Origin of the sequence: Crenothrix polyspora, from assembly GCF_900163755.1 — a bacterium.
GTDB lineage: Bacteria > Pseudomonadota > Gammaproteobacteria > Methylococcales > Methylomonadaceae > Crenothrix > Crenothrix polyspora.
Genome location: NZ_FUKI01000096.1, coordinates 14028 through 28163, shown reverse-complemented (window position 1 = coordinate 28163; position 14136 = coordinate 14028). Strand labels below are relative to the sequence as shown.

General features: G+C 46.5%; 8 protein-coding genes. 5 read left to right on the top strand and 3 right to left on the bottom strand.

Annotated elements, in window-relative coordinates; all coding sequences use genetic code 11:
• The first annotated feature begins 13 nt into the window (after positions 1 to 13).
• From smc to CRENPOLYSF2_RS06460, 3 genes are all read left to right on the top strand, one after another.
• On the top strand, positions 14 to 3520 hold the full coding sequence (smc, locus tag CRENPOLYSF2_RS06470) for a chromosome segregation protein SMC (protein ID WP_087143136.1): 3507 nt from the start codon (positions 14 to 16) through the stop codon (positions 3518 to 3520).
• On the top strand, positions 3521 to 4324 hold the full coding sequence (locus CRENPOLYSF2_RS06465; RefSeq protein ID WP_087143135.1) for a cell division protein ZipA C-terminal FtsZ-binding domain-containing protein: 804 nt from the start codon (positions 3521 to 3523) through the stop codon (positions 4322 to 4324).
• A 100-nt stretch (positions 4325 to 4424) separates the two neighbouring features.
• On the top strand, positions 4425 to 6371 hold the full coding sequence (locus CRENPOLYSF2_RS06460) for a helix-hairpin-helix domain-containing protein (protein WP_087143134.1): 1947 nt from the start codon (positions 4425 to 4427) through the stop codon (positions 6369 to 6371).
• Between the two features lie 140 nt (positions 6372 to 6511).
• Here CRENPOLYSF2_RS06460 and CRENPOLYSF2_RS06455 read toward each other — a convergent pair whose 3' ends face one another.
• The 3 genes from CRENPOLYSF2_RS06455 to CRENPOLYSF2_RS06445 all read right to left on the bottom strand — a co-directional run bounded on the left by CRENPOLYSF2_RS06455 (position 6512) and on the right by CRENPOLYSF2_RS06445 (position 9767).
• Positions 6512 to 6838: a hypothetical protein gene (locus CRENPOLYSF2_RS06455; RefSeq protein WP_087143133.1), complete on the bottom strand. Its 327-nt coding sequence runs from the start codon at positions 6836 to 6838 to the stop codon at positions 6512 to 6514.
• 119 nt (positions 6839 to 6957) lie between these two features.
• On the bottom strand, positions 6958 to 7644 hold the full coding sequence (locus tag CRENPOLYSF2_RS06450) for a rhomboid family intramembrane serine protease (RefSeq protein ID WP_087143132.1): 687 nt from the start codon (positions 7642 to 7644) through the stop codon (positions 6958 to 6960).
• Positions 7645 to 7940: 296 nt separating this feature from the next.
• The gene (locus CRENPOLYSF2_RS06445) at positions 7941 to 9767 is read right to left on the bottom strand and encodes a DEAD/DEAH box helicase (RefSeq protein ID WP_087143131.1); all 1827 of its coding nucleotides are present in this window, start codon (positions 9765 to 9767) and stop codon (positions 7941 to 7943) included.
• A gap of 592 nt (positions 9768 to 10359) precedes the next feature.
• Here CRENPOLYSF2_RS06445 and CRENPOLYSF2_RS06440 point away from each other — a divergent pair.
• Positions 10360 to 12720 (top strand): DUF1800 domain-containing protein, encoded by a 2361-nt coding sequence (locus tag CRENPOLYSF2_RS06440; protein ID WP_176371055.1) that lies wholly within the window; start codon positions 10360 to 10362, stop codon positions 12718 to 12720.
• Between the two features lie 16 nt (positions 12721 to 12736).
• Positions 12737 to 14065: a DUF1501 domain-containing protein gene (locus CRENPOLYSF2_RS06435; protein WP_087143129.1), complete on the top strand. Its 1329-nt coding sequence runs from the start codon at positions 12737 to 12739 to the stop codon at positions 14063 to 14065.
• Positions 14066 to 14136 lie beyond the last annotated feature (71 nt).

The window sequence follows — 14136 nt, the reverse complement described above, 5'->3', positions numbered from 1 at the left end:
TATTCTACCAGTTATGAAGCTGGAAAAAATCAAACTTTCAGGTTTTAAGTCGTTTGTCGATCCGACCACCATCCCGATTAAAGGCAATTTAACGGCTATTGTCGGCCCCAATGGCTGCGGTAAATCTAATATCATAGATGCCGTGCGCTGGGTTATGGGCGAGAGTTCTGCCAAGCATTTGCGTGGTGGCAGCATGGCCGATGTTATTTTTAACGGTTCATCAGGCCGCAAGCCTGTCAGTAGCGCATCGGTCGAACTGATTTTCGACAACAGCGAAGGTAAGCTCGGCGGCGAATACGCCCAATACGACAGCATCGCTATTCGTAGGCAAATCAGTCGTGATGGCTTATCGTCTTATATGCTCAATGGTGCGCGCTGTCGGCGTAAAGATATTACCGATTTGTTTTTGGGCACTGGTTTAGGTTCACGCAGTTACGCTATTATCGAGCAAGGTACAATCTCTCGCATGGTAGAAGCCAAGCCAGAAGAGTTGCGCGTGCATATCGAAGAAGCCGCTGGCATCTCTAAATACAAAGAACGGCGCGGCGAAACTGAAACGCGCATGAAGCAAACACGGGAAAATCTGGAGCGTTTAGATGATGTGCGTGATGAAGTTGATAAGCAATGCAAACATCTGCAAAAACAAGCCGAGAAAGCTGAAAAATACACCGAACTCAAACAGCAAGAGCGCCAGTTTAGATTAGAATTATTGGCGATGCGCTGGAATATCTACTACCAGGCTGCCACGCAACTGGATACGCAATTACAGGCCGTTGCGACCGAACACAACCGATTGTTTGTGCTGCGCCGTAGCCTTGAAAGCAGCCTAGAAAACCAACGCAACGAACATAAAACCCAGCAACAGCAGTTCAACCACATCCAAGAAGCCTATTATGCTGCAGTCACTGAAGTCAGTACCTTGCAACAGACCATTAAGCATAACGAAACCAGCCACCAAGAAACACTGGCGGAAATCAGCCGTAGCCAGCAGCAACAAGCCCATGCAACTGAGCAGTTAGCAGCGGATAGGGACGCGCTGGAAAATATTGCCCACGATTTAATGGCCGCTGAACAAGCGCTGTTAATCGCCAAAGCCACCCAAGAAGAAGCGTTGCATATTCAGCAAGATGCACAGCAAAAACGCAGCGTCTGGCAAGCGCAATGGGAGACCTACCGTACGGAAAGCGCCACCTACAAAGCCCAAATAGAGCTACACCGAGTAAAAATTAGTCAGTTAGATAACCAAAATAGGCAGTTACAAAACCGTTTGGACAAGTTGCACAACGAGCGCGATGATCTTTACCGGCAAAGCAGCCAAAATGATCTGGACGCTTTGCAAGACAGCATTGAACAACTGACTGAAGACCGCGAAATATTACACAGCCAACTGGCAAGCCTGCTACAGAAAATTCGCGAACAACGCGAACTGACTAAACAGTTGCACAATCAATTACACGGGCAACGCTCGGAAAGCCACAGTGTACAGGGTAAAGTCACCTCGCTGGAATTACTCCAGCAACACGCGATGGGTAAGGACAATCAACCGATGGGAGCTTGGCTGGCCTCAGTTAAGTTAGAGCAGCATCAGCGTTTGGCTGAGTTTCTAGACGTTGAATCCGGCTGGGAATTAGCCGTGGAAACGGTATTGGGCAGTTATTTGGAAGCAATATGCGTAGACAATGCTGAAGCAGTTATTGCCAATTTAAGCAGCTTGGCTAACGAATCGTTAACACTGTTTGAAACTCACTGTTCGCTCACCTCCGACACACCGGCGCAAATTCAGTTACGCGATAAAATCAGTTCGCCGTGGAATTTAAGCGCATTATTATCTGGCGTGTACTGTGCTACTAACCATAATGAGGCACGACAGCTGTCTACACAGCTAAAAACCTATGAATCAGTGATTACTGCTGATGGCACTTGGTTTGGCCCTGGCTGGCTAAAAATTATCCGTGCCAAAGACAGCAAGACCGGCATTTTGCAACGCGAAAAACAGCTGCGCACATTAAAACATCGCCAAGAAACACTCAACAACGACATTGCCAGCTGCGAGGCGCAACTGGACAATACCGAAAGCGCGTTAAAAACTGCCGAACTTAACCGTGAAGCCAGTCAGCAACAACACAATAATTTAAACACGGCGTTATCGTTTAAATCGGCCGAATTTAGCGCTGCAACCACTAAAGCCGAGCAACAGCAAGGCCGTTTAAAACAGATCCAGCATGAATTAGACGACATCAACCAAGAATTATCCGAAAATGCTGAAATGATTGCTGAATCACAGCTGTTACACGACGAAGCCGAGCAGATCATGGCTGAGCAAGATGAGAAACGTCAGCACTTAGAAGCCTTAAGCCAGACTTTGCAAGCGCAGCAATACTCCACCGAACACATTGTTAACGAAACCCAGCAGCAGTTCTACAGCATTAAAGCGCAAATTGAAGCGCTGCGATCTGCGGAAAGTTTAACCCAAAAACAAATCGAACGCCTACAGCTTCAGCAACAACACAGCACGCAGCATATCAGTCAGTTGCAACAAAAATCACAACAAACTAACACGCCACGCGATGCTGAAAAACAGCAACTAGCACAACGCTTAATTGATAAAAATAAATTGGAAAGTCAGCTGGCACAGCAGCGCACGCTGCAAGCTGACAGTGAAACACACATTGCAAACTTGGCAACTGAACAAACACAGACAGAAAAAGCGCTTGAAAAGCAAAAAGAAAAGCTGGATCATCTACGCTTTGAATTACAAGAAAACAAAGTTCGTCAGCAAACCGTTAATGAACAACTGAAAGAAATTGATGCCGATATTGAGCAGGTTTTAAGCACTTTACCAGCACAGGCAGAAGAGTCGACTTGGAAACGCAAGGTTGATGAATTAAGTACACATATTGATCGTTTGGGCACGATTAATTTAACCGCCATAGAAGATTATAAAACCCACAGTGAGCGCATGTGCTTTTTGAATGAACAACACGCGGATTTAGTCGAAGCATTGCACACGTTAGACCAAGCCATTAGCAAAATAGACAAAGAAAGTAGGCTGCGTTTTAAGGAAACATTCGATAAAATAAATACCGGCTTACAGGAAAAGTTTCCTAAACTGTTTGGTGGTGGTCAGGCGTATCTGGAATTAACCGATCAAAATATTTTGGAATCGGGGGTTACTATTATTGCAAGGCCGCCAGGCAAGCGTAATAGCTCTATCCATTTGTTATCGGGTGGTGAAAAAGCCTTAACCGCAGTGGCGTTAGTGTTTTCAATTTTTGAGCTCAATCCCGCACCGTTTTGTCTGCTGGATGAAGTTGATGCGCCGCTGGATGATGCCAACGTAGGACGGTTTTCAAAAATGGTAGAAGAGATGTCAGCATCTGTACAGTTTTTGTATATTTCCCATAATAAAGTCACTATGGAAATTGCAAAACAACTGGCAGGTGTTACGATGAAAGAGCCGGGCGTGTCTCGGATGGTCGCTGTTGATATTGAAGAAGCAGTCAGTCTTGCGGAAATCTAAATGGATAAAGAAATATTGAGAATTGTAATTATTGCTTCCGGCTTACTGGTCATGATGGCTATGTTGTTATGGGGCTACCTAAGAAGTCGGCGTTCGTCTGACAACATGAATCTTTTTGATGGCGAAAGAAATATTGGCACGCTGAAAGAATCGCTGAAACTGCATCCTGAACACGATGATTTTGACGTGGTGCCGTTATCGCCCAGCACGCCTATTGCTAAAAGCAACCCTAGTAATACTGGCAGCACGGTCAATAAACCGCAAAGCCACGCCAAGCCTCAGCAGCAAGCGACTGAGAAAAAACCCGTACAGCTTAAAGTTGTACAAGCACCCGTACCTGTTATTGAACAAGATGATGATTTTGATCTTGATTTTGATTTTGAACCGGTTAATTTTGACCCTAACACACGGGTATCACTGCCCGCTATTATTCAATTCAGTATTGTTGCTAATGCCGACCGAGGCTTTAATGGCATCGACTTGTTTGAAGCGTTTGAATCGGCAGGTCTCCAGTATGGCTCACTGAAAATATTTGAACGTGTTAATAGCGCTCGGCAAGTGGATTTTGGCGTGGCCTGTATGATTGAACCCGGCACTTTTCCCGACATTAATCTGGAAACTTTTTATTGCCCGGGCATTGTGTTTTTTATGCAGCACGGCCAATTGGAAGATGCACTTTCTGTATTTGACGATTATGTTGATACGATTGCGTATTTAGCACAAACACTGGATGGGGTCGCCTGGGATCATCAAAGACAACCGCTTTCTGAAGAAACAGTTGAAGTCATGCGCCGTAGTTTGTAAAAATCGCCAGTAGCGGCGTGAAGTTTTGCGTCTCTACTGGCACACGCATTAGTTATGCACGGCACGGCCTAAATGCTCACCTATTGTTATCTCATTCATTATGCTCACCTCATCGCAATGGCAGTTACTTGAAACAGCCTCTTTAAACACACTCAATTTACGACCCGAACACATCGCTGATATTGCCGCACACAGCGATGCCACATTATTAAGTAACACACAGTTAGTCGAATTTTTGCAGGTGTGCAATTGCCTGTACCGTGGCGGCGAGCCATTAATTACCGATCTGGCTTATGATCACGTATTTCTCGCTGAACTGGAAAAACGCCAGCCTGAACACCCGTATCTTAACAGCGTAGAACCTGAAGTCACCTTTGCTGGCAAAACCGTGCTGTTACCAGAAAAAATGCTCTCCACCGAAAAAACCTATAGCGCCGATGGCATAGAAAAATGGCTAACGCGGTTAGAAAAAGCCGCCGAAGACATTGGTATTGACATAGCCAGCTTACACTTTAAAGCCACCCCCAAGTTAGATGGTTATGCCGCTTACGACGATGGCACGTTATTGTATACGCGCGGCGACGGCAAAAAAGGCACCGATATTAGCCGTGTGTTTGAGCGTGGTTTAATTGTTGCTGGCAATGGTTTGCGCGGCCAGGGCGCAGGGGAAATTGTTATTAGCCTCCGCTATTTTGCCAGCCATTTAGCTGATAATTTTGACAATGCCCGTAACTTTCAGGCCAGTATTATTAAAGAAAAAGATTTGGGAGCACATGCATTAGAAGCCATTCAAAACCACGCGGCGGTGTTTTTTCCGTTTGCTCAATTACCCAGTTGGCAAGGCTGTGCGGCAGATTTAAAAACCAATCTGGCTGACATCATGACACAAACACTCAGCAGTGTGGACTACGATGTCGATGGCGTGGTGTTTGAAGTGACCAATGACGCGTTAAAAAACCATTTAGGCGCAACACGCCATCATCATCGCTGGCAAATTGCCTACAAAAGCAATATTGAAACCGCCACGGTGACGGTGTTAAGTGTCACGCCACAAACCTCACGTTCTGGTCGGGTTAATCCGGTGGCCGAATTAGAACCCACGCGATTGAGTGGCGCGTTAATTTCCAGAGCCACTGCGCACCATTACGGCATGGTTAAAGAACAAGGCATTGGTGTTGGTACGGTGATTGAATTAACCCGTAGCGGCCAGGTTATCCCTAAAATTGAGCGCGTACTTAAGCCAAAAACGCCACAAATCCCTGAACACTGCCCCAGCTGTGGCAGCACCTTGGTGTGGGACAGCGATTATCTGTATTGTTTAAACACCACACAATGCCCCTCGCAAATTGAAAACAGTATTGAACATTTTTTTAGGGTGCTGGCCAATAATGACGGCTTTGGGGGCAAAACCATCCAGAAGCTGCATGCGGCGGGAGTCAGTTCTGTGTATGCTATTTACCAGCTAACGTTGGAAGACTTGACTGGCATGGGCTTTGGCGAAAAAACCGCGCAAAATCTGCTGGCACAACGCCAACTCAGCCAAAGTTTAGCAATTGAAGATTGGCGCTTTCTGGGTGCGTTTGGTATTCATCGCATGGGATTGGGCAATTGCGAGCGCTTATTGCAACATTATCGGTTGGCGGATATTTTTCAGCTGACTGCTCCGCAGATTATGGCCATTGAAGGTTTTGCTGATAAAACCGCTGCTGCGGTGGTGGCATGTTTAGCAAAAATTAACAACGATTTCCAGCGTATTTATCAACTGGGTTTTAATTTAACCCGCACGCCGTTTCTTACTGAGCAACAGCAAAACCACAGTCCGATTGCCGGTAAGATCATTGTTTTTACCGGCACAATGCTACACGGCAAGCGCGATGCCATGTCGCAACAAGCCAAACGCTTAGGCGCAAAAGTAGCAACCTCTGTTACAGGTAAGACAGATTTTCTGGTGACCGGTATGGATGTAGGGGCGGCTAAAATTGCAGCGGCTAGTGCAAAAGGTGTGCAAGTCATTAGCGAGGAGGATTATTTGGCGTTATTGCGTTAACAACCGTACGGTGGATAAATCATAGAGTGGGTTCACGTAAGCAAACCATCAAAGCGGCTTAATCATACAGATCGCCATTTATTTCGGCACAAAAAAAAGCGCATCGATAACCTCGACGCGCTTTTTTTAAAAGAAGGATATTAACCTTTTACATTACTAGCAATCGCATTGAAAGCTTCAATTTTTGCTTTACCGGTTGCAACCAGATCAAGCCCCGTTTCAATAACAATAGAGCCAAGTCCTGGGGTTTTATAAGCCATTAACACTAAGTAACCAACGGCTGGTATAGCAATCAAAGCACCGATGAAACCATGCAAACCCACAACCCCCATTAACTTTATTAGCAAGGCGATCGCATCTAAAGGCAATAAAATAATAGCGCCAAAATACGCCATAACAATAAAGGTAAACACCACAAACACTACAAATTGTACAAGCCTTACTACAGCAACATTAACTTTGTTCATATTTCTTTCGATTTCCTGATAACTTTTAGGAGTCACCTTGTCCAGCGCGTTGTACTGGCTAAGGCTTGGTGTCAAAAAGCCAACTTTTTGAATGCGTAAATTATACCTTAAAGCCGTTATTACCACCGACTTTTATCATCCTGTTGCGCTTTAAGAAAAAACCGATACAACAAGCAACCGGCAATAAAGCCACCAATATGCGCCCACCATGCCACATCAACCGTTCCACCTTCAAATAGCACAGACGTGGTTGCATCGTGTAGCTGTATCATCATCCAAATACCCAAAAAAGCGATAGCAGGCACCGGCACCAAAATGGGGAATAAAAATAAAATCACCCGTTCCAGCGGGTACAAAAAGAAATACGCCGCTAACACGCCAGCGATAGCACCAGACGCACCCACAACGGGAATGGCTAGCATAGGGTCAAAATACCATTGCAAAATACTGGCAAAAAAACCACACACCAAGTAAAACACAATGAACGACAATTTACCCATGCGATCTTCGACATTGTCACCGAAGATGTACATAAACAATAAGTTAACTACCAGATGTGTCCAACCACCGTGTAAAAACAAATTACTGACAAACGAAAAATAATAATCAAACGGTAAGTTGGCCGCAGCAGCCCAACGCACGCTGGAATAACGTATTGGTACCATGCCATACACATTTAATAAACGTATCGACAGCTCATCGGGCATTAACTTCATGCTGCCAAAAACAATGACCCAAATGGCCATCAGACCCCAGGTAACATAAGGCCTGGAGTAACACGGCGCAGTGTCTCTAATCGGTATCATCGATTCTCATCCATAATAATAGTGTCTGTAGCCGTGCGACTGATTGTTGCTGCGCCACTGGCCGTTATTTTCAGCAAAACGCACAAGATGAAAACACAATACCCACAAAAAATGCCACTGGCCAAATCCGATAGCGCTTTGCCAAAACCACTGTTAAAGCCAATGTTTTCTATCTAAAGACAGCTTAGATTTAACATGTCTTCTAAACTTGTCAACGGCAGCTCATAACATTAACGGTCAAGCGGTTGGGTTTTAAAGCCCAACGCGCCTGATCTTATCGTTAACAGCGTAACGAACTATTCCGCTGGTTTTTCTTTAGCTCTACGCGAGACAGAACCCATACGCTTTTTAGTTTTATCGACTTTTTTATCGCTATCATCGGCTTTATACGGCTTGCTGCTACCGTCCATTTTAGAGATATTGAGTAATTGCCCTACCACGCGTACTTTTTTCAATTCATCAAACAATTGCTTAGGCATACCGGCTGGCAATTCTACCGTGCTGTAGTCGTCTTCAATACGGATACGCGCGATATGGTCACCGTCAATACCGGTTTCATTGGCGATAGCACCAACAATATTGCCCGGCTTTACGCCATGTGCATGACCAACTTCAATGCGGTAAGTTTCCATTTCAATATCAGCACCTTCGCTAAAAGAACGCCGTGGTTTACGCTCTCTGTCTGGACGATCTTCACGCGGTGCTCTGGGCGCTCTTTCTTCACGACCACCGTCACGACTATCACGACCTTCACGACCCTCGCGACTATCACGGTCATCTTTAGGTCTTTTAGGCAGATTTTGCATCAGCAACGGGGTATCGCCTTGCACCAATTTAGCCAAAGCCGCCGCGATTTCTAAGGCGCTGACATTATGTTCTTGCTGATATTGCTCGATCAACTGGCTGAAAAAACTCAGTTCTTCTGCCGCCAAGGTATCGGTAATATTTTGTTTAAAACGTGAGATACGTTTATTGTTGATGACTTCGGTGGACGGCAAGCCCATTTCTTCCACTTTTTGTTTAGTGGCCTTTTCGATATTGGCCAACAATTTTCTTTCTCTGGGCGCAATAAACAAAATCGCGTCACCCGTACGACCGGCACGACCGGTTCTACCAATACGATGGATATAAGATTCAGTATCGTAAGGAATGTCGTAGTTAACCACATGGGTAATACGATCCACGTCCAAACCACGCGCCGCAACATCGGTAGCAATCAGAATATCCACTTTGCCATTTTTAAGATGGGCAATAGTACGTTCACGCAGGGTTTGCGACATATCGCCGTTGATGGCTGATGCAGAATAACCACGCGCTTCCAGTTTTTCAGCCAGCTCAATGGTGGCGGTTTTGGTTCTAACGAAAATGATCATCCCGTCAAAGGTTTCAGCTTCTAAAATACGGGTTAACGCATCCAGTTTATGTACGCCACTGACCACCCAAAAACGTTGACGGATATTGACAGCAGATGCCGTGGTGACTTTAATGGTGATCTGCTCAGGTTCGTGTAAATATTCCTGGGCAATTTTTCGGATTACCGGTGGCATAGTCGCCGAGAACAAAGCGATTTGGATGTTATCTGGCGTTTGTTCCAGTACCCATTCCACATCATCAATAAAGCCCATGCGCAGCATTTCGTCGGCTTCATCTAGTACCAGCACTTTTAAGCCGTCCAGGTTCAACGTGCCTTTGCGCATGTGATCCATGACGCGGCCGGGTGTACCGACAACCACATGTGCGCCGCGTTTAAGCTGGCGTAATTGGGTGCTGTAATCTTGTCCGCCGTAAATAGGCAGTACGTGGAAACCTTTTAAGTGCATGGCATAACGTTGAAACGCTTCGGCGACTTGTATCGCTAATTCGCGCGTAGGCGCTAAAACTAATACTTGTGGGTCTTTTTGTTTTAAATCTATGCGCGATAAGATGGGTAGTGCGAACGCGGCGGTTTTACCAGTTCCAGTTTGCGCCTGTCCCAATACATCTTTGCCTTGCAGCATGAGGGGGATAACTTGCGCTTGAATGGGTGAAGGTGTTTCATAACCGACATCATCGAGTGCCTTTAGCACCGGATCAATCAGGGCTAAATCACGAAATGAGGGTATTGAAGAAACATCGTTGGACATGTATTTACCTGTAGAAAGATTGGAAACGTGCATGGCACGTAGGGTGTAATTGACTTACTCCTGTATATTGTACTCTATTTTCCACTAATTCTGCTAACTACAGATTTTTTATAGCTTTAATTGTTAAGCGCACTGTTGATTTTTAAGCTACGTACAGCGTGGAATTCGTCTTAAAACACAACAATTTATTCATTATCAAATAGATTATACAAACCACCCCACCTAATACAACACCAAAGCCAAACACAACTGTTTGTAAGATTCTCAACACATCTAACATTGGCCACTGTCTGGCTTGCGATGGTTTGCTACGATTCACACACCTTACAGGTTATGTTTTTGCGTTGTTTTAACATTTTTTCTCTACTTCATTCAGTTCTTTATACTTATGGTCTACATTTATTGTAGGTGTTATGGAGCCAATAATATCGATCACTTATGTAATAAAATAATAAAATATGCAATATATTATATAAAATATGTCGGATTTTTGTGATTTATGCTCTATTTAGATTTTAATTGACAAGTGGGTGAGTGTATTGCTATGCAAGTAAGAAAAAATTCGAGTGATAGGAATTGGCGTATTTCAAGAATGGGTAAGCCCACGCAGGTTGCGGCGGCACTGGCCTTAGCAATGCCGTTCACTATAGCAATGGCGGCAGTTAATTTACCGCCCACAGCCACACCCGCAACGGTGACGACCAATGAGGACAGCAAACTTTCCATCCGATTGGCGGGTAAAGATCCGGAAAACAAAAGTTTAACTTATAGCCTTGTCAGCCAGCCAGCAAAAGGAGCAGTAAATATTGTCGGCACAACGGCCTATTACCAACCTGCCAGCAATTACAACAACACCCCGCAAACACCCGACGACTTCTTGTTTAAGGTGAATGATGGTGTATTAGATTCCGAACCAGCCAAGGTAAGTGTTGTTGTTAGGCCGGTTAATGACCGTCCTGTTGCCCAAGCATTAAACATCACGACCAACAAAAACATACTGACTGACATTGCGTTAGTCGGTACAGATGCTGACGGTGATCCGCTGGTTTATGCCTTTAATGCTGGAAGCAAGCAAGGCGGTAAAATCACGCTCAAAGCCAACAATGTCGTTACCTACAGCCCAAAATATAATTATGTCGGTGCGGACAGTTTTACTTACAAAGTCACAGACCCTAGCGGCTTAGGTGCTCCCTGGGTTACTGTCAGTTTGAATGTACTGAACAACAACGCACCCGTCGCCAATGCAGGCAGCGACCAGCAAGTGAGCGAGGGCAGTTCGGTCACGCTTAATGGCGGCGGCACAGATGTGGATGGCGATACACTGACCTATAGCTGGCAACAAACAGCGGGGGCTGTCACTGTCAATTTAGTGGGTGCGAATACCGCAACCCCCAGCTTTATCGCACCTGCCATCAACGCCTACACCACGTTAACGTTTACCTTAACCGTCAGCGATGGCCGTGGCGGTACGGGGAAAGACAGTGTGGATATTAATGTCCAGGACATTATGGGCAGAAACGAAGCCGGTCGCTTTTTGGAAATGGCCACCTTTGGCCCTACGCCAACCAGCATCCCTGCCTTGCAATCATCTGGCATACCCGTTTGGCTAGCCCAGCAAATCAGCATGCCGGAAAGTACGCTGGCTGACGGTCTGGATATTAATCAGGTACTGGACAAAGTGTTTCTCAATATGGCCAATGGTAGCGACCAGCTACGCCAACGCATGATGTTCGCATTAAGCCAAACGGTGGTGGTGTCATCCAGAAAAAATAACAACGGCTTTGAGCTGATTCCCTGGGTGCGTTTGTTATCACGTAATGCCTTTGGTAATTTCCGTACCTTACTTTATAAGGTAACACTCAGTCCGACGATGGGCAAATATCTGGATTTGGCCAACAGCCGTAAACTGACTACCAGCAGTGCGCCGAATGAAAACTACCCGCGTGAGTTATTGCAATTGTTCACTATCGGCCTGTGGGAACTTAACCAGGACGGCAGCCTGAAAAAAGATGCCAACGGCCAGCCGATCCCTACCTATAACCAACAGGATATAGCCGAATATTCACGGGCGTTAACGGGCTGGACATACCCAACCCAACCTGGCGTTGCACCTGCTACGCGCAATCCGGAGTATTTTGTCGGCTCGATGGAATTTAGGACTGAAAGCCACGACACCGGCAGTAAAACCTTATTGAAAGGCCAAGTGTTACCCGCAGGGCAGTCGCCGGAACTGGATTTGAATGCCGTGCTTGACGGTATTTTCAACCACCCGAACCTACCACCGTTTATTGCCACACGGTTGATACGCTCGTTGGTGACCAGCAACCCCAGCCCCGATTATATCCGCCGTGTGGCCGATGTGTTTGTCAATAATGGGCAAGGTGTGCGTGGTGATCTTAAAGCTGTATTGACGGCCATCTTGACGGATGTGGAAGCTGTAGGAGCACCTACGCTTGCGCAAGGGCATTTGAAAGATCCTATCCTGCATATTTTGGGCTTTGGCCGGGCGTTGGGTGCGCAAATCACTGACCCCAGTGTGTTCCAATATGAATTCGCCAAATTAAACCAGAAAGTGCTGACACCGCCGACAGTATTCAGTTTTTACTCGCCGTTGTCTTTGCTGCCTAAAAATTCAGCGTTATACGGGCCGGAATTCCAGATTTACCCACCCAGCCAGGCGTTGGAACGCGCCAATGTCATCTACAAAATACTAAAAGGTGATTTCAATACAGCCTTTAAAATTGATTTGACACCGTATACCGATGTGGCGGGCGATTCTGCGGCACTGGTGGAAAAGGTCAACCAGGGTTTGCTGGAAGGCCGCATGTCCCCACAACTGAAGCACATTATTTTGACGGCCACCGATGCCATTGTGAGTACCAATACCCAGCAACGCGCACTGGGGGCTATCTTTTTAACCGCTGTTTCCAGCGAATATTCTGTACAACGCTAAGGTCTAGGGAGTCATCATGGAAAATTATAATCACTTTAGCCGCCGCAAATTTTTAAAGTTTTCAGCGGGATTGACGGCGTTGGGTTTAAGCGGTTTGTACGCGGAACAGTCACAGGCCGCAGGTGCAGGCGATTACAAGGCGTTGGTGTGTGTGTATTTGGCCGGTGGCAATGACGGCAATAACCTGATTGTGCCGATGGATGCGACACGGTATGCCGCGTACAAATCCGTGCGTGGTAGCTTGGCATTGACGGGCGCAGAATTGCTGCCGTCGATTATGGATAAGGCGGGCAACCCGTATGCCTTACATACAGGCTTGGCGGAAATGAACCCGCTGTATATATCTGGGCAACTGGCGTTTGTGCTGAACACCGGCATGTTGGTGCAACCTTTAACCCGTGCCCAGTTTTTGGCGGGGCAGGCACGGCCATCCAATCTGTTTGCGCATTCAGACCAAACCACGCAAGCGGAAACCGGCCATGCCAAGCCCAATGGTACGGGTTGGGGTGGTAGGTTGTTGGATATTACCGGCGAAACCGGCAATTTGGCGGGGATTTCTACAACCCACCCATCATTATACTTGCAAGGGCAGATTGTGACCGGCAATGCCATCGGGCCAGGATCGAACCTTAATATCATCGCTTTAAACAGTACGGCCAGTGCTGTGTCTCGCCGAAAAGCGCTGGATGCAATATTGGCATTGGACGGTGGCAATCCCATACGCCAGGTGGCTAACCGCATGTTTGCCGAAGGGCTGAAATTATCGGATGACCTGAAAGCACTGGATAACGGCTTGACCCCTTTGGCCACGGTATTTCCGAATACAGCATTGGGAAACCAGCTAAAAGAAGTGGCCAGGCAAATACGTTTGCGCTCTAAACTGGGCTCTGGTCGGCAGGTGTTTTATTGTTCATTAGGCGGGTTTGATACCCATAATACTTTGAAGGGCACACAGAAGAATTTGTTTGTGCAGTTGTCGCAGGCGATATCGGCATTTTACGCGGCGACCGGCGAAATAGGACTGCAATCTCAGGTGACGGCGTTTACCCAATCGGAGTTTGGCCGTACTTTTCAACCCAGCGGTACGGGGTGTGACCACGGTTGGGGCAGTCATCATCTGATTTTGGGCGGAGCCGTGCGTGGTGGCGTTTACGGTGCTATGCCGGAGTTTGCGCTGGGCGGGCCTGATGATGCCAATAACCGTGGCGTGTGGATTCCTAAAATTTCCACGTCGCAATTTGGGGCGACCTTGGCCAGTTGGTTTGGTGGGGCGGATGCGGATATTGCACAGGTCTTTACAGGCTTAGATAAGTTTGCAAGCCGTAATATTGGCTTTATGTTGTAACAAGCCTATTGAATCGGTTTATGGTTGCTGCAGTAAGGTAATAATCTCCAGCAACCATGTTGTATACATCA